Below are 24,649 nucleotides of genomic sequence, written 5' to 3' on the forward strand. Positions count from 1 at the left end.
TATCGTATTTAATAAACATGTATATAAATCACTAAAAATTTAAGATTATGTTTTTTACTCAGATTTACCAAATGATGAACCAGTCAGTGGATATCACACTGGTTATTCGAAAAAAAGAAGGACAGTTAATGGTATCAGCGATGCCAAAATCAAACGGACTCAAAGATGAGGCACAGAATCATATTGTGCCCCTGACACTATCCGGTACACCTCAGGAAATGGATATGGGATTTATGCAGGCCATTTGTCGGCCCATGCAAAAAGTAACCGGATTACTGACCAATATGAACCGGTTTGAAGAACAGGCAGATAAAGCAGCTGCAAACTCTAAGGCAGCGAAAGAGCAGAAAGACAAAGTAGCAAAAGAAGCCAAAGAGAAAAAAGAGAAGTTCGACAAACTCATGAAAAAAGCTATGGAGTTTGAAACGGAACAGAAATATGGTGATGCCCTTGCTGCGCTTAAACAAGCGAAAGTTTTTGCTACTGCTGAAGCTATAAAAGGGGTGGATGAGAAAATACATGCACTACGTATGAAAATGAGCCAGGGGAGTTTGTTTGGTATGGAGGAAGCACCTCAACCACCACAGCAGATGGAACAAATACCTCAGGTTCAAGTAATACATCCAAACGGGCAATCAGGTGCAACTGCCGCACAGCAAACCGGAGAACAACCAATGAATGGCAATTTACATACAACGACAGAACAACCAGTTGGACAGCCTATATCTGGAAATGGACAGAATGGAGGACAATTCTACGCAGGAGGGCAAGCTCTCTCACAAAACCCTCACAATCCGCCATATACTCCGCAACACGTGACGGAAATTATTCCCCAGCCGGAGCCGGAACTGGCGATGACTGCTGATTATTCTGCACACCGGGAAGGCGAATATGACGGGTATCCCGATTTTCCAGGATATTCAAACAATAATATGTATAACCCTCAAAACGTATAGATTATGCCACTTGTAGTTAATGGAATGGAACGTTCTTTCACCTTTAAGAAAGGAAATGAGATGATAATATTGAGTGATCCGCACCCATCCGACACACCGGAAGCCATCATGAGCTATTATTCTAACTTATATCCGGAACTGACGACCGCATCGGTGCATGGACCGGAGATAAAAGAAGATAAGGCGGTTTACGAGTTTAAAACGACGATTGGTACAAAAGGATAAACGTATGAAAACGAATAAAAACAAGAAATCATGCAAGCAGTTGGATCAATATCAAAAAGAAAAACTCGCAGGGTATATCATAAGCCAGTTACAATGGAATGTGCGAAGCGGAGTGAACAGGAAAAAACGGATTACGGCGCCCAGTGGTGCCGTAATTCTTTTCTGAAAACAGTATTTGTACCCATTGCGCCTGCCCATATTACAAGGGACTGGATGGGAGAACGGTACAATTATGTTACCCGCGAGAATTATGATTATCTGGTAAGAACAGCCATAAGATACGCCTCTTTACTCGGGGTGGAACTGAAACACAATCCGGGCAGTAGTATTGGCGAAGGTATCTCCAATATTTATGATGAACTCGATAATATCATCGGAGAAATAAACCTCAATATTGAACCCTATGAAGATAAACTGCAATTTGTCTTGTGGAAATACCATCATTGGGGGGATTATACATTTTACTGGCTGCCGGTTAAATTCACGGAAACACTGAACCCCCGGTTAAAGAAAATAGCCCTTTCGTTTATTCATCAGTTCATGCACAGCAATGGAATGATAACAACGAATAAAGCATCTGATGTTGAATGGATTTTGGAGTGGGCTGAAGATTCGCTGAATGAAACTGATCCCTGTGATAGAAAGGAATATAAAAGAGCAATCAAATCGTATCAATCCGGCAAGGCCTTCAATCTGATGAAGCGTATAGACAAAAAATGCTATTACAGAAATTTACCGTTAGCTATCCAAAGGTATGCTCCTAATAATGAGTTCGAACAACAGTTGATTGATATATTCAGGGACGGCCTTCGGTTCATTGGAAAGGATAAACCCTCTATCATGTCATACGGATATGACCCGCTGGAAGACGAAGACAGGGATTATCATCCGGTGGATATGGAGCGAATGATAAGGGTGGTATATGATCTGGATGATTTTGTTTCGGAGTGGATGATGGACTGGGCCAATGGTGAATTAAGGGAATCGTATGATATTTCTCCTGCCACGCAGTTTGTGCTGTCCCCGGATACCGACCAAATCTACTCAATGGACGAATATCCGGAAACGTTTTTCAAATGGTTTGATAGAATTTGTAATTTAATAGGATAAGAATATGAATAAGTTAACCGAAGAAATTAAATCCCTGTTAAGGCCCAAAGCTGCCTTAATTGCTTATCAGGGCGAAAATACCGGAAGCAGTGATTACTTCCTCGAATTAAGGGGAATCAATGATAAAGGGGTGATGGGTGAAGCCGTTCCCATAACCTATGATTTTATGAATGAAATTGCGGCTAACTATTCAGAAGCTCATAGCGGAGTTCCAATGGGAATAATACCGCCAAACCTACTGTATGCCGATACCCGGAAAGGTTCTGAAAAGTATATCTGGTCGAATCCTCCGGGTAGAAGAATGATGTATTTTGTATCCAGTCTTGGTATTGAAAATGCAGAGTACCATATTCCCGGAATAATATATATAGCGCAGGAAAATAGCTTGGCGGTATATGCATATAAAGATAAGACACTAACTGATAGTACAGAACTATATGCTGCACCTTTCTTCAACACCTCAACCAAAGGTGTATGTCTTGGAGTAGCCAAGCTAAAGAAACCAACCAACCTCACCTATTCCGAGCTACTGGATTATTGGGAAAAGAAATTCTGGCTAACAGAATTCTCACATTTAGGAGGTGGAGGTAATCCGACAAAAAGCAATCTGGTACTGGTAACCAAAGCAGCCAAGGATGCCGAATTTAATCTCGATGAACTAAAACCGATGAATCAAAAACTTAAATACATACTGAAATGAAACGCGTACATTTTACAGATAACTATCTGATGAATCCGCAACATCCCATTACTGTGAATCTGATAGGAGCCGGAGGAACCGGCTCACAAGTGCTGACCTGTTTGGCAAGACTGGATGTAACATTACGGGCACTCGGACATCCCGGATTGTTTGTTACCCTTTATGATCCCGATGAAGTGACAGAAGCAAACATAGGAAGACAGCTATTTAGTTATTCCGACTTTGGCTTAAATAAGGCGGTATGCCTTATTTCAAGGATAAACAACTTCTTTGGAAATGATTGGAGAGCAGTTCCTCATCTATTCCCGGCTATAGTAAAAGAGGCAAAGACAGATAGTATGACTAATATTACCATTACCTGTACAGACAATGTAAAAAGCAGATTGGATATGTGGAAATTTCTCAAGTCTGTCAGGGATGTTGGTAGTCATACCGATTATCGGACACCGCTTTATTGGATGGATTTTGGGAATGCACATACTACCGGACAGGTAGTACTAGGAACAGTGCAGAGGAAAATCCCACAACCAAAGTCTAAGCAATACAAAACGGTTGACTCTTTAAAGGTCATCACTGAATATGTAAAGTACTCCGCAGTCAAAGTTGAAGAATCCGGCCCGAGTTGTTCGCTTGCTGAGGCCTTACAGAAGCAGGATTTATTTATAAATTCGACTTTGTCACAGCTTGGATGTAACATCTTATGGAAGATGTTCCGGCAAGGTATGATAGATAATCAGGGGTTATATATGAATCTGGATACAATGAATGTTAATCCTATTCCAGTATAGAAAAAATGCTAGAATGATTGTTCTTTACTTACTAAGACATAAACTGCACTCTAAAGCATTAATGGAATAAGGGCGACTCTTTAATTTATTTAAAGCTCGGTTGGCGATTTCCCAAAATGCTTCTTGAATACTTTACTGAAATAGCCTACACTTGAAAACCCACAATATTCACTAACCTCAGTTACTGTATATTTTTGGGTTGTCAATAACTCCATAGCATAGTTGAGCCGTATGATTTTTATGAAATCAACTGGTGATTGTCCTGTCAGTGCTTTTAGCTTCTTATATAATAAAGAAGGACTGGCAAACATTTCCGCAGCAAATTCATCCTTCCCAAATACACTGTTGGCCATATTGCGCTGCACCACTTCAACCGCCTTTTTAACAAACTTATCATTTAATTCATTCGTCAGGATGGGCTGTTCTTTCTCTTCTGCTTTACCAAATAATTTTAATGCTTTCTCCTTGACAACTTCTCTGTTTTTTATTATCGACCTGATTCGTTGCGTCAACAAAGTCATGTCGAAGGGTTTGGTGATGTAATCATCCGCGCCCAGTCCCAAGCCTTCCAACTTTTGGGTCTTATCAGACAAGGCGGTTAGTAGAATTACAGGGATATGCGATGTCTCAAATGTCGATTTAACTAGCTTACACAACTCAAAACCATCCATATTCGGCATCATAATGTCCGATATAATCAGGTCGGGAGCTTTCTTTTCAATCATTTCCCATGCCCCTTTCCCATCTCCTGCGGTAGAGATAGTAAAATACTCTCTCAAAGATTGTTTCATGAATTCTTGCAAATCGTTATTGTCTTCCACTAACAGCAAATGAATCTTTTTCTCAGTCGTATTTTCACTTTCTACATATTCGGTAAGCCCCATATCCACAATCACATCGCTTGGAAATGGAACAGATGCTTCAACCTTTTGTTTGTTTTCTATCTTACTTTCGCTTACTTGTTTATAAGGAATGGCTATCGTAAATAATGATCCTGCGCCCTCATTACTGTCCACAGTAGTTGTTCCTTTATGCATTGATACATAGTTTTTTACCAGTAGCAGACCGATGCCCGATCCAACCATTTTGGAATTCACCGCATTATCTCCCCGGTAGAATTCACGGAAAAGCTTCTTTTGGGCATTTTCGGAGATTCCCAAGCCATAGTCTTTTACCTTTAACTCCCATTCTTTATCATTACAAACAAGGCTGATTTCCACCCTTCCTTGCGGATGCGAATATTTAATGGCATTTGAAAAGAGATTATCCACCACCTTTTCAATCTTTACTTCATCCACAGCCGTTATAAAAGATTCCCGATTACTGGTAAACAGCAATTCGATCTGGTTTTTAGATGCAGAGGTTTCAAACATCAGCTTGCGTTGATATATTAGTCGGACAATATCCGTCATCGTTAAGAAAATCTGCCCCTTGCCGATGTCTACCTTCTGTATGTCAAGTAACTGAGTGGCCACGAAAGATAACCTGCTGCTTTGTTCCGTAGCCAGATTCAAGTAATAATGTCCGTTCTTCGATAAGTTTCTCTCTTTATTCAGTTCTTCGATCGGCGCATTGATCAGTGTAAGAGAAGTCCGGATGTCATGTGCCATATTTGTGAAGAATCTTATCTTGTCCTCCGTATGTTTTCGTTTCAAACGATTAATATATGTTTTAAAAGAAGTAATAGTGAGGGCAATCGCCAGAAATACTATAATCAGGCTGAACCACCATGTTTTCCAGAAAGGCGGAATAATACGAATATCGAGCCATCGTTCATCAATTATCTGAGAAAGCGAACTGTCATACATCCTGAATTTCAACTGGAAATTACCGCTTGGAAGATTAGTATATGTCGCTGTTTGCAAATTGGAAGGATTGCTCCATTCTGAATCTATGCCTTCCATTTTCCATGAAAACCGGCAGCGAGAGGAAGATACTCCTATGGGGAGAAGTTCTAACATGATTGAATTTTGTGTGTAGCTTAAAGAAAGCCGGGTTTGTTTATCCACAGGGACTTTCAATAATTCAGGTATTTCTCGGATAGAGCGTCCTGAAACAGAAATATCCTGATAAAATATCCGCCCTTTGAATTGGGTCTCATAAAGCATGTTTGGATCGAAAAGAATAGCACCATTATTTGTTCCCCATATCAGTTCTCCACTTTTTAGTTTCGTCCGTGAAGTGATATTATATGAAACATTGGAGAACGAAAAAACGGACGGGTAAGTATGCACCGTATAATCGTTTAGATTGAACTTGCAGAACCCGTTTTCTGTACCCAACATTAAATGCCCATTGGAAATGATGATACTGTTTACATAATTCGATAGTAAACCGGATTCCATGGTGAACTTCTTTATCTCTCCTGATTTATAGTTAAATCTCAATAATCCATCTCCACAAGTAGCTATCCATATATCATCCTGTATTATTACGATGTCTTGTACGATATAACCCTGCATCAACACGTCAAAATTACCTTTTTCTTTGTTTATTTGTATCAGGCCGTATGTGACAGTTGCCAGAATCTTCCCTGGTGATATTTCCTGGAAATAATTTACGGGTTGATTGTTGTAAGAACGAAAGCGTTTTTCTTTTGCCGAGTAACATTGCATAGGGCTTTGTATACCACCTATCCAAATATCTCCATCATTGTCTTTATAGATATCGAACACAAATTTAGCCGAGAAACCTGAATAAAAGTCGTTATGATAATAGTGTTTTATTTCTTTTCCGGTTCTACCATCTAAAATAAATACCCCAGACGAATAAGTGCCAGCCCATATATTGCCATCATTATCTTCACAAAGAGCCAAAAAAGCTTGTGCGTCTTTTCCCATATCTTTATAGTATGTTTCCCATTTATTAATGGCTCTTTTCCAACGACTGATACCATTATCTGTAGCAAACCATATATCACCACGACTGTCTTCCAATACTCTGTTAATATTATTGTTTACCAGTGAATTCGGGTTATTTATCTGATGAGTAATTTGGGTAAGCGCAGGAGATTCCTGGTCAAAGAAAGATAAACCACCACTGTAAGTCGAAACCCATACACGTTTACTCTCATCGCAAAATATATCATAAACCCCGTCTCCACGTAGTGAGGAGGGATTATCGATGTTTTCTTTATATATATCTAGTACAGTATTTCCATCTTTAGTAAGTTTCCAAATACCTTTTCCATCAATGCCTATTAATAAGGTGGAGTCATTATTCTGTACTATGGCACGGATAGGGTCTTTCGGGAAATTAGTTATTAGGGTTTTTCTAAGTTGTTTCTCAGACAAATCTAAACAATATAAACCATCATAAAGAGTTCCAACCCATAGTTGATTTGTTTGGGGATTATAATAGAAGGTATATATAAATAAAGTTTGTTCTGGTTTATTTTCATAGACATATTCTGTTTTTAATGTTGAGAGGTCTATCGATTTTATACCATTATCAGTACTGAAAAATAAGGAGTTGTTGATGTATGGCGTAATAGTACGGATATGCCCTTCATCAACTCCTATTCTTTCAAGAGAATTATCTTTATATCTGTATAAACCGGTAGATGTCCCTAGCCAGAATGATCCGTCGGGTAGGACGACCATTTTGTATAGGCTCAGATAGTTGTTTTTCATCAGCTTGCGTAGGTCTGTTATCAGATCAAAACGGTCGTATAGTTTATTGTATAAAAACAACTGTCCGTTTGATGTATAGGCATGCAGTGATGAGTTGGCGTAGGCCAGTTTCACAGTGACAAAATCTGCTGTTTCATACGGAAGCTGATAGATATGATGATCTTCTCCGGTTATCCTCAGAATTCCAGTTCGGGAGGAGGCCCAGATGAAGCCATCGTCATCTTTACAAACGGAACTGGTTTTTCGCATGGAAATTCCATACATCGAGTTGATATTGTAGAATTTGACCTCACTGGCATATAGGCTTACATACAAGGCTATGAAAAAGAGCAAGAGGATATAGCGTATTATAAAATTGTGTTTTTCTTTCATTTTGTAAGGTGATAGATTGTTATAGGATTAGCTATGGTTCAATTGCAAAGATAAAGAATAAACTGTTTTTTAAAGCGTTTGAGTGTGTTGAATTATCTATTTTCCTCAATTAAGTATCTAAATTTACCTCTCTCTGTTGATTAGAGATGTGTTCATGAGACTTCAATAGGAATGCTGTAAATTCATATTATCTAATATTTCAAATTTAATATCTAAAACTCGAACAAGCCCTAGGCGGAGAGCTTTAATTTTGCTTCGGTGAGAAATCGGCCTTAGACGAATTTTTAATTATTAATCATATATCAAATCACAAACCATGAAAAGTATACTATCGGTAGTATCTGCAATGATTGTATTTTTAGCCGTAACGGTAGCCTGTGGCAGCGATAAAAAAAACGCATCGGAGGCACGTGTTGCGCAGTTCGATTATTTCAAGTATGAAGGAAAAGACGCCTGGTTCAACCAAGCTATCAATCCTGAAACACAGTATTTCAACCCTGTTATAGCCGGTTTCTACCCCGACCCGTCTATTTGCCGTAAAGGCGACACCTATTATCTGGTGACTTCTACCTTTAGTTTTTTTCCCGGCGTGCCCATCTTTACCAGCAAGGATCTGGTGAACTGGGAACAAATCGGCCATGTGCTCGATCGCCCTTCGCAGCTCAATCTTACCAATCAGGGAATATCGGCCGGAATCTTTGCGCCGGCCATCGAATATAATCAATACAACGATACATTTTATATGATTACTACCGGTGTGGGTGCCGGCGGAAACTTCTTTGTGAAAACCAAAGACCCGGCCAAAGGATGGAGTGATCCCATTCTGCTACCCGAAGTAAAAGGTATCGACCCCTCGTTTATGTTCGATGAAGACGGTAAAGGCTACATTGTACACAACGATGAACCTGAAAACGGACCCGACTGGGAACAGCAACGCACCATCCGCATTCATGAGTTTGATGTGGAGAACGACCGTACCATCGGCAAGAACAAGGAAATTGTTCGCGGAGGTGTGAACCCCAAAGACAAACCCATCTGGATTGAAGCCCCGCATCTTTATAAAATCAACGGCTATTACTACCTGATGTGTGCCGAAGGCGGTACAAGTGACTGGCATTCGGAAGTCATTTTCCGTAGTAAAAAGCCTTTTGGCCCTTATGAGCCGGCCAAATATAACCCCATACTTACCCAGCGCCGCCTGCCGGATGAGAGAGAATATAAAATAACCAATTCCGGTCATGCCGATTTGTTGCAAACACCCGAGGGCGATTGGTGGGCCGTATTCCTGGCTTGCCGCCCGTATGAAGGAAACGTATTCAACACAGGTCGCGAAACATTCATGCTGCCCGTTACGTGGAAAGACGGTTTCCCCATCATTCTACCTAAAGACGAGGCAATACCCACCGTTGTGGACAAGAAAAACCTGACCCCAGGCGCCAAATACCTCACCGGAAACTTTGTGTACAACCAAGAGTTCGACGACAAGAAACTGGACTATTCGTGGATTTACATCCGCACGCCACAAAAGGACTTCTTCACCCTGGAAGACGGCAAACTCAACATCACGCCGATGAACATCAGCATCGAAGAACGCAAATCGCCTGCCGCTGTATTGCGCCGCCAGCAACATACAAGTTTCATCGTGGAGACCCAACTGGAATATATTCCTCAAACAGCAGATGACTTTGCCGGGTTCACCCTTTTCCAGAACGAAGCTTACCAATTCCTTTTCGGCAAAACCATTATCGATGGGAAGGAAAAACTGGCTCTTTACCGCATGGCCGGTGACAAAGAAATTGTGGCTGCTATAGAGTTGAACAAGAAAGATGCTGCCGTGCCTATCCGCCTGAAGGTTGAGGGCAAAGGACGCTACTATGACTTCTCTTACGCTTTCGACGGAGAAGACTGGAAAACCCTCGCGGCCGATGCCGACGCCATTAACCTCAGCACGGAACATGCTAAAGGTTTTGTAGGTGCCATGATTGGTTTGTACGCAACAACCAACCATTTAAAGAAATAAGGAATATAATATAAAATAATCAGAAGAAAAAATGCATAATCTCCTTAAGTTTACCCTGACACTGATCACTTTCTGTTGCTTTGCCGCAACCGCAACTGCGGCAGAAAGATTTATCACCACACAAAAATGTGATGCCACATTGCTGTTGAAAGATAAAACGACCTCGTTAACCCTCTTCAGCAATAACAACATCGATCCCGGTGTGCAGCGTGCCATCGTTAACCTGCAAACTGATTTCCTACGCGTAACCGGAACGGCTCCAAAATTGACGAACGCCGCACCCGATGCGAATACACCACTTATCATTATCGGAACCATTGGAACCAATTCCGTTATCGACGATTTGGTGAAGCAAAAGAAAATCAACGCTACCGACCTGAAAGGCAAACGCGAGAAGTTTATCATCCAAAACATGGCCAATCCACTGCCCGGCATTGCCGAAGCACTCGTTATCGCGGGTAGTGATAAGCGCGGAACCATTTATGGTATCTACGAACTTTCGCAGCAAATCGGTGTGTCGCCCTGGTACTACTGGGCCGATGTGCCGGTAGAGCAGAAAGATGCGCTTTACTTTACCAAAGGTACCTATACCGATGGCGAACCTGCTGTGGAATACCGTGGAATCTTCCTGAACGACGAAGCCCCCGCACTCAGCGGATGGTCGCGTAAAACATTCGGTGGGTTCAATAGCAAATTCTACGAACAGGTATTCGAACTATTGCTCCGCCTGAAAGCCAACTTCATGTGGCCCGCCATGTGGGGAAGCGCCTTCTACGACGATGATCCTGCCAACGGCCCACTGGCCAATGAAATGGGAATCATTATGGGAACCTCGCACCACGAACCCATGGCCATGGCACAGTCTGACTGGCATCGCCGCGGAGGTAAGAACAATGAATGGAACTACATCACCCATTCCGATAAACTCAAAGCATTCTGGAAAGCAGGAATTGAGCGAAGCAACGACTGGGAGCGTGTAGTGACCGTGGGTATGCGTGGCGATGGCGACGAGGCTATGAGCGAAGACACCAACATCGGATTACTGGAGAAGATCGTAAAAGACCAACGCCAAATCATTCAACAGGTTACCGGTAAGAAGCCAAACCAAACCCCACAGGTATGGGCCCTATATAAAGAGGTACAGGATTATTACGACCACGGAATGCGCGTGCCCGACGATGTAACGTTGCTCTTCTGCGACGACAACTGGGGCAACGTACGCAAATTGCGCGATCTCACCCAAAAAGCACATCCAGGTGGTTATGGCATGTACTATCACTTTGACTACGTGGGAGGTCCCCGTTGCTCCAAGTGGATAAACATTAACCCCATACAGCGTGTTTGGGAACAGATGAATCTGGCTTACGAACATGGAGTCAGCCGCCTGTGGGTGGTTAATGTCGGCGATTTGAAACCAATGGAATACCCTATCAGTTTCTTCCTGGATATGGCCTGGAATCCCAGTCAGTTCAATGCGCAAAACCTGATGGCACACACCCGCGAATGGGCTGGGCAACAATTCGGTGAACAGCATGCCTCGGAAATAGCCTGCATGATTAACCGCTATACCAAGTACAACCGCCGTGTTATTCCCGAACTGTTGAGCGACAAAACGTACAGTCTCGAAAATTACAACGAGTTTGAAACCGTGCTCAACGAGTACCGCACCTTGTCGCTTGAAGCATGGCGCTTGTACAATCAGCTTCCTGCCAACTATCGCGACGCTTATTTCCAACTGGTGCTTTACCCCATCGACGCTTGCTGCAACCTGTACGAAATGTATTATGCCGTAGCCAAAAACAAACAGTGGGCTGCCAAGAAAGATATACGTGCCAATATATATGCCGACAAAGTGAAAAAACACTTTGAGCGGAACGCCTTCCTGGCAAACGAATATAACAATGTGATGGCCAACGGTAAATGGGTGCACATGATGGACGAAGTTACCATAGGATACCGTTCATGGAACGGGCCGAAAGAAAATATCATGCCCGATGTAACCTACATCACCGATGCGGAAGCTGCGAAAGAGAAAGTTTTCCTGGAAAAAGACGGTTACATATCCATCGAAGCCTGCCATTACGCCCGCCGTCAGGATTCGGACAGAATACATTGGGAAGAAATTCCGCACTTTGGTAAAACCCGTTCGGGCATTACTACATTCCCACAAAACGCCACTCCCAACGATTCGGAAGAGGTGTATGTGGAATACGATGTCGAGTTTACATCAACCGGACAGGTTGAAGTACAACTGCTTCTGGCCCCTACACTCAACTATAATGAGAACAAAGGGTTGCGCTATAGCCTCTCGTTCGACAATGACACACCGCAGACCGTAAACTTCAACGGGCATTACCGCGGCGAGTTGGGCAAATGGCAGGCCGAACACATTATTCGTTCTTCAACTAAGCACACCATCAGTCAGCCGGGAAAACATACCCTGCGCTTCCGTGTGCACGAGCCGGGTATTGTGCTTGAAAAGATATTGATAGATACAGGCGGACTCAAACCCTCTTATCTGGGGGCGCCGGAAAGCGAATATAAATAATCTGTATGCGAATGAAACATGTCCTTCTATATAGTATTATTCTGTTGTGCTCACTGCATACCGTTTGCTGTGCACAGGAGAAATACACCATTCTCCTCGATCCTTCGGTTGGGGAGAAAGTAGAATACGCTATCGGTAAACTGGAAGAAGCCTTACTGAAACAAGATCTTGTTTTAGAGCGGGCTTCCGACTTCTCCACCGTCAAAAGTAAACAGCTTATTGTGGTAGGTTTGGCTGCACAAGGACATGTTTCTGATTTGCTTCGTATTGAAAACCGTATTATTCCTGAGGTGGCCGAAGCCCTGGCAGTCTGGAAAACCAGCTACCGGAAAAAAGAGGCGCTTGTTATTGCCGGACACGATGAGCAAGGACTGATGTACGCTCTTCTCGATGTAGCATTGCGCATCGGGTGGGGGAGCAAAAAGAATCCGTTTGAATATGTAGAAGATATTGTAGAGCAACCCGAACTCGCTACACGTGCAATCTCCATGTACACCATGAATCGTACGCTGTGGGAAAGCAAGTTCTACGATAAGAACTATTGGGCGAAGTACTTCGATGTACTGTCACAGAACCGTTTCAATTCTTTTGTTATCATCTTTGGTTACGAAAACGGCGGATTTCTGGCACCTCCTTATCCTTACTTCTTCAATGTCGATGGGTATCCTGATGTTCGCATGGTTGGCTTATCATCCACAGAACAGCAGCGCAACTTATCCGCGTTGAATGATTTGATAGATATGGCCCATCAGCGAGGCATCCGATTGTCGGTTGCCATTTGGGATCATATTTACCGCGGAGGCATCCAGTCGGGCGGTATGACGGGTTTGGAAAAGGCCGACAAAGAACCACTGAACGGATTGGTGTGGGGAGTAACCGGCGAAAACCTGATTGCGTACACCAAAGCTGCCTTGGCGCGCCTGGTAGAACTTGTCCCCGGATTAGACGGAATTGAATTCCGGATGCACGGCGAATCGGGTTTGAAGCATGGCGAGCAGGAAGCTTTCTGGACAGATATATTCAAATCGATGAAAGTCGCCGCTCCGGATATGAACGTTATATTGCGGGCGAAAGACATGCCCGAATCTGTGATACAGGCAGCTATAGGCGAAAAGATTAATTTCAGGATAGAGACCAAGTATTGGATGGAGCAGATGGGGTTTCCCTATCACTCCACCCATATCAACCGTCAAAATCAAAAAGACCGCAGGCAAAGTTATGCCGATATGCTCCGTTATCCGCAACAATATAAAATGTATTGGCGATTGTGGAACGGAGGCACCACCCGTATGTTATTGTGGGGAAATCCCGAATATGCACAGCGATTTGTAGAAAGCGCCAAACTGTACGCCGGCGATGCCTACGAGGTAACCGAACCTTTGGCCACCAAGATGGAATCCATGCCACATGACATGCAACCTTTTGAACTTCTCAATCCGGCATACCGCTATTACGACTATGAATTTGAGCGTTACTGGCACTTCTTTCAGGTTTTCGGGCGAATGGGGTACAACCCTCAACAATCACCCGACATCTGGCAGAAAGAGTTTGAAGCCCGGTTCGGGGAAAAAGCTGCTCCCCTGGTTGAACAGGCTTTACATGAAGCAAGTTGGGTTTTACCACGTATCGTCGCTTCAACATCTCCATACGGCTGTTTCCCGACCACACGCGGTTGGGCAGAAAAGCAACGCCTTGGCGATTTGTATGAATATGCGCTTGCCGAAGGCAGCGATATACAGCAATTCACCGGGTTTGATGAAGAAGCCCGCCTGTTGATTGAGGGAGGCGGAACCGCCAAAATCCGGCAATCCATGAACAGTGTATGGTTCGGGCAACTATCCGAACGGCTGGATAAGCTGATACTCGAAGCCGGAAAGGCCACAGGCAAGAGCCCCGGAAAAGAGTTTGTGTCGACAATGACTGACCTGAGAATCCTGTCCAATCTGGCGCTATACCATTCACGCAGAATACCTGCGGCCGTCTGTTACCGCATTTTTGTCCGCACGAATGATATCTCGGCATTAGAGAAAGCAATTGAACACGAAAAGAACGCCATTGAGGCATGGAAGCAAATCGTAGCATCGGCAGGTGATGTATATGCCCCGAATCTGATGTTTGGTGTTCCTTCTTCCTATTTCGACGGACTGAACCACAAACTTACCGGTCATTGGAAAGACGAATTGATAGACCTCGAAAAAGGCCTGGCCAAACTGGAACAACAGAAAAACGACTTCAAGCCCAAAGTAACGCCTATAGCTGCACCCGCTTATCAACCGGCAAAAGCCGCCGATAACGGTCATCTGTTTCAGGTGGAGTTGGAGCGCGTGGAGAAGTTACCCGAAGGGCATCCGCTTACCGTGCGGGCAAAAGTCTCCGGTAAGAACGAAATTAAATGGGTAAGGCTGAGGTATCGTGCCGTCAACCAAAAACTCGATTATGCAACATTGCCAATGAAATGGTTGGAAGAGAAGAATATGTACCAGGCAGTGGTACCTATGGAAGAGATGAATCCGGGGTTTGATTTCATGTACTTCATTGAAGTCATGGACAGTAAAGGCAACGGAAAGATATATCCTGATCTGATGGAAGAAACACCTTATATAATAAGTACACATGAAGAAACATATTAACCGAAGAGAATTCTTAAAGACATCGTCTTTAGCGGCAGCCGGGCTTGTGGTTGCCAATGGCGTAGGGCCTTTCGTTCAGAATGCCGGTGCTACCATGCTGGCAGGCGCACCCTTGGGTATGCAGAACCAACCTTGGTACGACAGTACAAAACGTTGGATACAACTTGTTCTTACGGAAGGAGATACCGATCAATATGATCCGCAATGGTGGCTCGACCTGTTCAAACGTGCGCACGTGCAAGGACTTTGCCTCGTTGCAGGTGGTGTAAACGCTTTCTATCCCACAAAAATAAAATACCATCCCAAAGCATCTTTTATGAAGGATGGGCAAGATATGTTTGGCGACATCGTTCGCCCTGCCCAGAAAATGGGCATTACCATCGTAGCCCGAACCGATGCCCAGGCCTGCCTCAACGAGGCGGCAGCTGCGCATCCGGAATGGCTGAATATAGACGAGAATGGGAATCCCCGCAAGCATAAGTCGTTTCTGGACACCCGGACCGTAACCTGTGCGTATGGAGATTACAACTTCAAATACATGACCGGCATTCATGAAGAAATCATGGAAATGTATGGGGTTGACGGCCTTTTCTGCAACCGTTGGCAAGGTTGGGCGCGCGGAATGTGCTATTGTCCCACCTGCCGGAAACTCTTTCGCGAGTTCAGCAAAGGAATGGAACTTCCGCGAAAACACGAGCAGACAAAGGAACTGTTAAAGTACTACGAATGGGAAACCCAGCGCCTTACCGAACTCTGGCATCTGTGGGACGGGAAAATCCGTGCGATAAACCCCCGCTCCAGGTATTTCTCCAACGTAGGTATTGACATTGACCGTGCTGCCGAACTGGCGCCGACTTATATGAGCGAAACCCAGTCGCGCGGACAGAACCCACCCTGGCATGTGGGCTGGCAAGGGAAAAAGACACAGGCCATTTTCGGCTACGATAAGAGAATCATTGCCCTGGTGGGGATGACGCTTAGCGAACGCCATTCCGTTACCCCCGAAGCAGAGGTAAAGATGTGGTTGCTCAGTGCCGTTACCAACGGACTCTCGCCATGGCTTATCAAATCTTCGCTCCGGAACTGGGACAACCGTTGGATTCCTGCTGTGGAGAAAGTGTATAACTGGCATTACGCCAACGAAAAATACCTGGACAATCAAAAGAACCTGGCTAAAGTAGGTATGTTGTTCAGGAAAGATAATCCGAGGAATCCTTTGTTGGGCACAGGAGCATCAACATCGGTAGGTGGCGATCGCGACATTGATCCTGAAGGAAGACGTTTAAACCCCGTATTCCCTGTCAATGATAATAAAGAGGCCGAGGGCATCTACCAAACGCTTATCGAATCGCGTATTCCGTTCGATTGGGCATACAATGGAAAGCTGGATCAGGCGAATCTCGACCGTTTCAAAGTGCTGATTCTTCCCAACGCTTCGAGCCTTACCGACGACGAATGCGAAAAGATTCGTCAGTACGTACACCGGGGCGGAAGCGTTATTGCCACCTACGAAACTTCTTTATACAATAACGGAAAGCAACGTTCAAACTTTGGCTTGGCCGATTTGCTCGGCATCGACTACGCCGGCTCGTCCGAAAGTAACGGCCCCAACGGATACATCCGCCTTGAACACGAAACCAAACATCCTGTTCTAAAAGGTTTGGAAGACACGCAGCAGATTGTAACTACCCGCAACCGGGCCAATGTGAAAGCGACAACTTCGTTCGCGGCCTCTCCGCTGACAAGGATACCAACTTACCCCACCGATCCGATGGAGCAAATCTATCCGCGCATACCGAAAACAGATATTCCTGAAATATACATGCACAATGTGGGGCGCGGGCGCGTCATCTATTTCCCCGGAAATATAGGAACCACGTTTGCACAAAATATGGCGCCCGACCTGACTTTACTTATGAATAATGTGGTACAGTGGGCTATGAACGGTGAACCCCAGCCGGCAACGGTCAGCGGGCCCGGAATCCTTGAAGTAACCTGTTGGGAACAAACCGGCTCGATGACGGTACACCTGCTCAACTGCACGAATCCGTTCATGTTGCGGTCGGCTTACCGCGAAGACATTCCCGTAGGTTCGCAGCTTGTAACCATTCAGGTGCCGGAGAACCGCACTGTTCAGGGTGTTAAGCTATTGTCGAACGGAGCGAAAGCCAATTTCAGCCAAATCGGTAGCCGTATGTTGATTGTAACAGTCCCCACGGTTGTCGACCACGAAGTTGTTGCCATTGATTTTGCATAATATGAAAAGAACAGTATACCTTATAACAGCCGCCCTCTTCGGTTTCTTTTGCACCGCCTGCACGCAGGAGGACGATTGGAAACCCCTTTTCAATGGAGAGAACCTGGAGAACTTCGATACCTACCTTGGCCCTCCTTTCCCCAGGCTGGAAGAGCTTGCCGCCCATGTCACCCCAGAGAACGTGTACTCGGTAGTGGAGTTGGCCGGCGAAAAAGTAATTCGCGTTTCGGGCGAGGTGCATGGCTCCATGGCTACCAGGGAATCGTTTAGCAATTATCACCTGCAAATGGTTTTCAAATGGGGAGAGTACGTGCCCCACGAGCGCAACAGCGGACTGCTGTATCACAGTTACGATCCCTTCGGCGCTTCCTATTGGACGTGGATGGGCTCCATGGAGTTTCAACTGATGCATGGCAACCTCGGCGATGCCTATATCATGGTCGACGAGATTCAGTGCGAAGCCTCCGTCGAAAACCGGAACAACCAATACATATACGCACCCGGAGGAGAAAAAGTACAGTTCGGCCAGCAGCACCGCCGGCGGATGATACGCAAAGCACTGGATAATGAAAACCCGTTGGGCGAATGGAATACGGTGGATCTGTATTGCTTCGGCACAACAGCCGTACACGTGGTGAATGGGAAAACGGTTCTGGTAAATGAAAACATCAGCGTGAGCAAAGACGGAGAATCGACACCGCTAACGAGTGGCAAGATTCAGATTCAGTCCGAAGGCGCCGAATTCTTTATTAAAACAATGAAGATAAAACCGATTGTCGCCATACCGGCCGGGTTGCTCGAAATAGATAATGAATAGAAATCAATGATAACATATAACATGAAGAAAGTATTAATAGTAGCGCTGGCAACAGTTGCAGTGGTCTTGGCAGGATGCCAAACCGACAATCGCTCGGATTACGAGAAGATGGGTTGGAAAGTAGGTATACAATCCTACACGTTTACAAAGTTCTCCTTGTTTGAGGCAATTGATGCCGCTTCCGACCTGGGGCTGAAATACGTGGAAGCAACCACCTGGCAAAGAATCGAGCCGGATAAAAAGGACGCGTTCAACCCCTGGTGGATGTCGGCCGAGACTAAACAGAAGATAAAAGACAAATGCGCCGAGAAAGGAGTGGAGATCGTCTCTTTCTACTGCCGGCCGAGCAAAGAGGATATAGAGAAAGAGTCCGAACAGGTGGAAAAGATTTTCCAGTTCTGCCAGGAAATGAATCTGATACTCACTACCGATCCCATCCGTGTGAAATCCGGGTTCGGAAGCATGGAGTTTTACGACAATCTCTGTCAGAAATATGGGGTAACAATGGTCTTGACCAATCATCCCAAGAGTCATGGATCACCCTACTGGAACGCCGACGATGTGCTCGAAGATTGTGCCGGACGGAGTAAATACATCGGTGCATCCGTAGACGTGGGTCACTTTATGCGCGATGGAACCGATCCGTACGAAGCCGTTCGCAAGTACACCGACGCCGGACGTATGTATCATTTCCATTTCCGCGATGTGGATAGTGAAGGAAAAGATGTTGCTTTGGGCGATGGAGCCGCGCATATTAAAGAAATGCTGGCGTATATGTATGAAAAGAAAGCCACTCCCATTCTTGTATTCGAATACGAAAGAGATCAGGAGGAACCTCTGAAATACATCGTTCCAAGTCTTGGATTCCTGAACCGGGAAGCCACGGAATTGCTGAAGAAATAGAAACATTGATATAAAAACATAGAAATGGAAGATAGAAAAGCCTTTTTCAGGATACTTTCCCTTGCGGTTATTTTCATCCTTAGCTTTTCCCTTGCGGGCGAAGCCAAAGTAAAGCTCCCCGTCCTCGTATCCGATGGCATGGTGCTTCAACGTGAGCAACCCATCAAGGTGTGGGGCTGGGCCGATGCCGGTGAAGCCATCGAAGTGAAATTCCTCAAAAAGAAATACCAGACGGTGGCCGATGCAAACGGCAACTGGATGGTAGAACTGAAGCCCGCTAAGGCCGGGGGCCCTTACACGATGAACATCAACGACGTGGAACTGAAAGACATCCTGATCGGCGATGTATTCCTGTTCTCCGGCCAGTCCAATATGGAAACCACCATAGAGCGTGTGATGGATATGTTTGCCGACGACATCCGCTCGTACGAGAACCCCAATATCCGGCACATCAAGCTTCAGCACGATTATAATTTCAAGCCGCAGCGTGATGTGAAACCCGCTGCCTGGCGCCCCGTTACGCAGGAATACGTCATGCCGATGACGGCTGTTCCTTATTTCTTTGCCCGCTTTCTGTACGAAGAGAAAAAGATTCCCATCGGGCTGGTAAATACCGCCGTAGGTGGGTCGCCCATCGAAGCCTGGGTGAACGAAGATTACCTCACCGGATTTCCGCAATACCTGATCGATAAAAAGATTTGCGAAGCAGATGGCTATGTTGAAGCCGTACAGAAACTGCAAAACATGCGCGGGCGCCTGTATAACGAAGCGTTGAACGCCAACGATGCCGGACTGAAAGAGAACTGGAAGAACCCTGTGCTGGACGACAGCAACTGGACCATCACCGATATGTTTGCCAATTGGGCAAGCGACGGGTATTCCAACGTAAACGGTTCGCATTGGCTCCGCAAAAACATCGACCTGCCCAAACGCCTGGCCGGACAAAAGGCCGTACTGCGACTGGGTTGCATCATCGACGCCGATTCTGTATTTGTAAACGGCGTCTTTGTCGGCAATACCACCTACCAGTACCCTCCGCGCATTTATACCCTTCCCGCAAACCTTCTGAAAGAAGGAAAGAACAACATCACCATCCGTTTGTTTTGCAGCGGAGGACGGGCAAGGTTTGTAGAAGACAAGCCTTATAAAATCGTTTTCGATCAAGAGGAAATCAGTCTTCTGGGCAATTGGAAACACCGCGTGGGCTGCCGTATGTTCGGTTTGCCGGGTGGCGTAGGTTTCTCGGGCAAAGCCGCCGTATTGTATAATGCGCTGATTGCCCCGTTGCAGAATATGACCTTCAAAGGCGCTTTCTGGTATCAGGGCGAATCGAACGCGGGCCGTTCTTACGAGTATTACGATATGTTTACGGCGCTGGCAAGCAGTTGGCGCGACTTGTTCGACCGGCAGGATCTGCCTTTTATTATTCTGCAACTGCCCAATCACATGCAGCAGCGCAACGAACCGTCCGATGGCGGTTGGGCGCAACTCCGGGAGGTGCAAAAGCAACTGGCGCAGGATATTCCGCATGCAGCCATGACGGTTAACATCGATTTGGGTGAGTGGAACGACATCCACCCGTTGAACAAAAAGGATGTGGGTTACCGCATGATGCTCCAGGCCGAAAAGCTGATGTACGGAAACAACAAGGTCATAGCCGACGGTCCGGTTTACGAATCGTACGAAATAACAGGCAACAAAGTCATACTCACCTTCAAAGAAGGCACGAACGACTTTAAGCCGGTCGATGAATTGAAAGGCTTTGCCATTGCCGGAAAGGACGGACGCTACCAATGGGCTAAAGCCCGGATAGAGAATGGTAAAGTCGTTGTCTGGAACGATCGTATTGCCCATCCCGACAAGGTGCGCTATGCCTGGGCCGATAATCCGGGCGAAGTGAACCTGTACAACCAATCGGGTTTGCCGGCGGCACCGTTTCAGACAAAATAACCACAAATAAATCAATATCATGAATTCAACTTCACAAGCAGTCAACGAATCGAAAGGATTTTATAAACTATCGTGGATGCAACGCGTTGGATTTGGCTCGGGCGATCTGGCCCAAAACCTCATCTACCAAACCGTATCCATGTATCTGCTTATTTTCTATACCAATGTTTTCGGTATCTCGGCAGCTGCCGCGGGTACAATGTTCCTTATTGTTAGGTTAGTTGATGTCATCTGGGACCCGATAGTCGGTGCCTTCGTGGATAAACACAATCCGCGCCTGGGCAAATACCGCTCTTATCTGGTTCTGGGTGGCATTCCGCTCACGGGCTTTGCTATCCTTTGCTTCTGGAACGGGTTCTCCGGATCGCTGCTCTACGCATATATCACTTACGTGGGTTTGTCCATGCTCTACACCCTGATCAATGTTCCCTACGGTGCGTTGAACGCTTCGCTCACCCGCGATACGGACGAGATTACCAAGCTCACCTCTGTACGTATGTTCCTCGCCAACCTGGGTGGTTTGGCGGTAGGCTATGGCATACCGATTGTTGTTAAGATGTTCTCTCCCGACGGAAAGATCAACTCGTCCGAATCCGGCAACGCCTGGTTCATTACAATGACCATTTATGCCCTTACCGGCCTGGCTTTACTTATCTTTTGTTATACCCAGACCAAAGAGCGGGTAGTTATGGATGTGAAAGATACGGAACAGGTAAAAGTGTCCGACCTGTGGATGGAATTCAAACACAACAAACCGTTGCGTGTGTTGGCATTCTTCTTCATCACCGCCTTTGCCATGATGGCCATCGGCAACTCGGCCGGTTCTTACTACATGATCTATAATGTACAAGCCCCCGATATGCTGCCTTATTTCATGGCGCTCGGCTCCATTCCCGCGTTCATTTTCATGCCGATGGTTCCTGCCATCAAACGGGCTATCGGTAAGAAACAAATGTTCTATGTTTTCCTCACCATTGCCATTGCTGGCATGGCGATATTGTATGTTATATCGGTAGTTCCCGCACTTAAAACACAGGTGTGGCTGGTGCTTGTGGCCCAGTTTGTGAAGTCGACAGGCGTTATCGTAGCCACGGGCTATATGTGGGCGTTGGTTCCGGAGGTTATATCGTATGGCGAATACACCACCGGCAAGCGAATATCGGGTATTGTGAATGCCCTGACCGGGATATTCTTTAAAGCCGGAATGGCTTTAGGAGGCGTTGTGCCCGGTTTCGTACTGGCCTTTGTTGATTTTGACGAGAAGAACGCCGTCACCCAATCTGCTTTGGCCGAACAGGGCATCCTTTGGCTTGTGGCCGTAATCCCTGCGCTACTGCTGTTGTTGGCCATGTTTGTCATTTCCAAATACGAACTGGAAGATGATGTCATCGACCGTATCAATCTGGAAATAGAAGAGAGACACCTGAAGAAATAAAACGAATACTATAATTAATTGAATATCATTATCATGAAAAAACTATGTACGTACACCCTTTCCATCTTATTATCATTGCCCTGCCTGTGCAGCTGCTTGGATAAACCTGCAACCCTCAAATCGGCGCTTGCCGATAAGTTCCTTATCGGTACGGCCCTTAATGTGTCGCAGATCACCGGTCGCGATACTGCGGGTATTCGTGTAGTCGAAGAACAATTTTCGACTATTGTGGCCGAAAACTGCATGAAGAGTGGCGAGCTGTTCGCTGCTCCCGGCGAGTACGATTTTACCATGGCCGATAAGTTTGTAGAATTTGGCACCTCGCGCGGCATTGCTGTTTCGGGGCATACGCTGATCTGGCACTCGCAGCTACCCAAGTGGTTTTGCCACGACGAGAAGGGTGAACTTGTAACCCCCGATGTACTGAAAGAACGTATGAAAAACCACATTTATACGGTAGTCGGACGTTATAAAGGCCGTATCTTCGGTTGGGATGTGGTGAACGAAGCCATCAACGACAATGGTACCTGGCGCGAATCTCCCTTCTATAAAATATTGGGTGAAGAATTTATGTACCTCGCTTTCCAGTATGCCAACGAAGCCGACCCTAATGTCGAACTTTATTATAACGATTACAACGAATGGCACACCGGCAAGCGCGATGCCATTGTGAAGGTGGTAAAAGAACTCAAGAAAAGAGGATTGCGTATTGATGGCGTGGGCATGCAAGGCCACGTAGGTCTGGATGGCCCTTCACTCGAAGAGTATCAGGCGGCTATCGATGCTTATGCCTCAGCGGGCGTGAAGGTGATGATTACCGAGTTCGACATGTCAGCCTTACCCTTTGGCAGACGAAACGTGGGAGCCAACATCGCCGACACGGAAGCCTATAACAAGGAAATGAATCCTTATACCAACGGACTTCCCGAAGATATATCGACTCAATGGAATACCCGCATGATGGATTTCTTCCGGTTATTTCTGAAAAACAGCGATAAGATTTCCCGCGTAACCGTATGGGGTGTGGCCGATGGCGACTCATGGAAGAACAATTTCCCTATGCCCGGACGTACGGATTACCCCTTGCTGTTCGATCGTAATCATCAACCAAAGCCTGTGGTCGGGAGCATCATTGATGCAGCAATGAATAAGTAAATGCTTGCCATGCTTATTGCATTGGTATAAAAAGACCCGGGTGTTCCATCTGAAAACACCCGGGTGTATTTACCTAAAAGACCCAGGTCTTTTGACCCAAAACACCCGGGTCTTTTCAGCCCCGAAAAACAATGTCTTTAAAAGTCATAACGTATCATATCAAAAGAATTAAATAATGAATAAGAAAGCAAGATACCTCGTTCCAGGCGACTACATGGCCGATCCGGCCGTACATGTCTTTAACGGGAAACTCTATATTTACCCCTCGCACGACTGGGAGAGTGGTGTGGAAGAGAACGATAACGGTGACCATTTCAACATGAAAGACTACCATGTCTTCTCCATGGAAGATATGGACGGTGAAGTGACCGATCACGGCGTAGTGCTCGACACCGACAACATTGCCTGGGCAGGGCGTCAGTTATGGGATTGCGACGTGGCCTTCAAAGACGGAAAATACTACATGTACTTCCCCCTGAAAGACCAGAACGACATCTTCCGCATCGGTGTAGCCATAAGCGAACGCCCCGAAGGGCCATTCATTCCGCAGGAAAATCCGATGAAAGGAAGCTACAGCATCGATCCGGCCATATTTCACGATGGTAACAATGAATACTACATGTATTTCGGCGGCTTGTGGGGCGGTCAGCTACAAAGATACCGCAACAATAAAGCCCTGGAATGTGCCGTACTGCCCGAAGGCAACGAGCTTGCCCTTTGCGGCAAGGTGGCCAGGCTGAGCGAAACGATGCTCGACTTTGCCGAAGAACCCCGCGATGTGGTTATCCTCGATGAAAACGGGAAACCCCTTACGGCCGGCGATACAGAGCGCCGCTTCTTCGAAGCCTCCTGGGTACATCAGTACAACGGCAAATATTATTTCTCCTATTCTACCGGCGATACACACCTGCTCTGTTACGCCATAGGCGATAATCCTTATGGCCCGTTTACCTATCAGGGAGTCATTCTTACCCCCGTCGTGGGATGGACAACACACCATGCCATCGTAGAATTTAAAGGAAAATGGTACCTGTTTCATCACGACAGCGTGCCCTCGGGCGGCAGAACCTGGCTACGCAGCCTGAAAGTCTGCGAACTGCAATACAACGAAGACGGTACCATACGAACCATCGAAGGTATAAACGCATAAA

At 45.8% G+C, this 24,649-nt stretch carries 16 protein-coding genes; 15 read left to right on the forward strand and 1 reads right to left on the reverse strand.

Annotation, left to right across the window (positions count from 1 at the left end):
* The first annotated feature begins 47 nt into the window (after positions 1-47).
* The 5 genes from D0T87_RS06050 to D0T87_RS06070 all read left to right on the forward strand — a co-directional run bounded on the left by D0T87_RS06050 (position 48) and on the right by D0T87_RS06070 (position 3,779).
* Entirely contained in the window at positions 48-956 is a 909-nt protein-coding gene (locus tag D0T87_RS06050; protein WP_163173824.1) for a PRTRC system protein E, read from the forward strand.
* Positions 957-959: 3 nt separating this feature from the next.
* Positions 960-1,181, forward strand: coding sequence for a PRTRC system protein C (locus tag D0T87_RS06055; RefSeq protein ID WP_163173826.1), 222 nt, complete (start codon positions 960-962; stop codon positions 1,179-1,181).
* A 93-nt stretch (positions 1,182-1,274) separates the two neighbouring features.
* Positions 1,275-2,291, forward strand: a complete 1,017-nt coding sequence (locus tag D0T87_RS06060) for a hypothetical protein (RefSeq protein ID WP_163173828.1) — start codon at positions 1,275-1,277, stop codon at positions 2,289-2,291.
* Between the two features lie 4 nt (positions 2,292-2,295).
* Positions 2,296-2,991, forward strand: a complete 696-nt coding sequence (locus D0T87_RS06065) for a PRTRC system protein B (protein WP_163173830.1) — start codon at positions 2,296-2,298, stop codon at positions 2,989-2,991.
* Entirely contained in the window at positions 2,988-3,779 is a 792-nt protein-coding gene (locus D0T87_RS06070; RefSeq protein WP_163173832.1) for a PRTRC system ThiF family protein, read from the forward strand. Before D0T87_RS06065 ends, D0T87_RS06070 begins: the two co-directional genes overlap by 4 nt.
* A gap of 89 nt (positions 3,780-3,868) precedes the next feature.
* Here D0T87_RS06070 and D0T87_RS06075 read toward each other — a convergent pair whose 3' ends face one another.
* Positions 3,869-7,783, reverse strand: a complete 3,915-nt coding sequence (locus D0T87_RS06075) for a hybrid sensor histidine kinase/response regulator transcription factor (protein WP_163173834.1) — start codon at positions 7,781-7,783, stop codon at positions 3,869-3,871.
* Positions 7,784-8,099: 316 nt separating this feature from the next.
* Here D0T87_RS06075 and D0T87_RS06080 point away from each other — a divergent pair, with 316 nt between their 5' ends.
* The 10 genes from D0T87_RS06080 (at position 8,100) to D0T87_RS06125 (ending at position 24,648) form a co-directional block, all read left to right on the forward strand.
* Entirely contained in the window at positions 8,100-9,803 is a 1,704-nt protein-coding gene (locus D0T87_RS06080) for a glycoside hydrolase family 43 protein (RefSeq protein WP_163173836.1), read from the forward strand.
* A gap of 31 nt (positions 9,804-9,834) precedes the next feature.
* Positions 9,835-12,351, forward strand: a complete 2,517-nt coding sequence (locus D0T87_RS06085) for a glycosyl hydrolase 115 family protein (RefSeq protein WP_163173838.1) — start codon at positions 9,835-9,837, stop codon at positions 12,349-12,351.
* Between the two features lie 11 nt (positions 12,352-12,362).
* Entirely contained in the window at positions 12,363-14,981 is a 2,619-nt protein-coding gene (locus tag D0T87_RS06090) for a hypothetical protein (RefSeq protein WP_163173840.1), read from the forward strand.
* Positions 14,965-17,238 carry an alpha-amylase family protein gene (locus tag D0T87_RS06095; RefSeq protein ID WP_163173842.1) on the forward strand — a complete coding sequence of 758 codons (2,274 nt, stop codon included), beginning with the start codon at positions 14,965-14,967 and terminating at the stop codon, positions 17,236-17,238. The genes D0T87_RS06090 and D0T87_RS06095 overlap by 17 nt, the downstream gene beginning before the upstream one ends.
* A 1-nt stretch (position 17,239) precedes the next feature.
* Positions 17,240-18,055 (forward strand): DUF1080 domain-containing protein, encoded by an 816-nt coding sequence (locus D0T87_RS06100; RefSeq protein WP_163173844.1) that lies wholly within the window; start codon positions 17,240-17,242, stop codon positions 18,053-18,055.
* A 21-nt stretch (positions 18,056-18,076) separates the two neighbouring features.
* Positions 18,077-18,958, forward strand: a complete 882-nt coding sequence (locus D0T87_RS06105) for a sugar phosphate isomerase/epimerase (protein ID WP_239063508.1) — start codon at positions 18,077-18,079, stop codon at positions 18,956-18,958.
* Positions 18,959-18,982: 24 nt separating this feature from the next.
* Complete coding sequence (locus D0T87_RS06110; protein WP_163173846.1) at positions 18,983-20,908, forward strand: sialate O-acetylesterase; 1,926 nt, start codon at positions 18,983-18,985, stop codon at positions 20,906-20,908.
* Positions 20,909-20,927: 19 nt separating this feature from the next.
* Entirely contained in the window at positions 20,928-22,343 is a 1,416-nt protein-coding gene (locus D0T87_RS06115; protein ID WP_163173848.1) for an MFS transporter, read from the forward strand.
* A 33-nt stretch (positions 22,344-22,376) separates the two neighbouring features.
* On the forward strand, positions 22,377-23,498 hold the full coding sequence (locus D0T87_RS06120; RefSeq protein WP_163173850.1) for an endo-1,4-beta-xylanase: 1,122 nt from the start codon (positions 22,377-22,379) through the stop codon (positions 23,496-23,498).
* 175 nt (positions 23,499-23,673) lie between these two features.
* A complete protein-coding gene (locus tag D0T87_RS06125) occupies positions 23,674-24,648 on the forward strand; it encodes a glycoside hydrolase family 43 protein (protein ID WP_163173852.1) in 975 nt (324 codons plus the stop codon).
* Position 24,649 lies beyond the last annotated feature (1 nt).

The sequence above is a fragment of the Bacteroides sp. 51 genome (assembly GCF_010500965.1).
Taxonomy (GTDB): domain Bacteria; phylum Bacteroidota; class Bacteroidia; order Bacteroidales; family Bacteroidaceae; genus Bacteroides.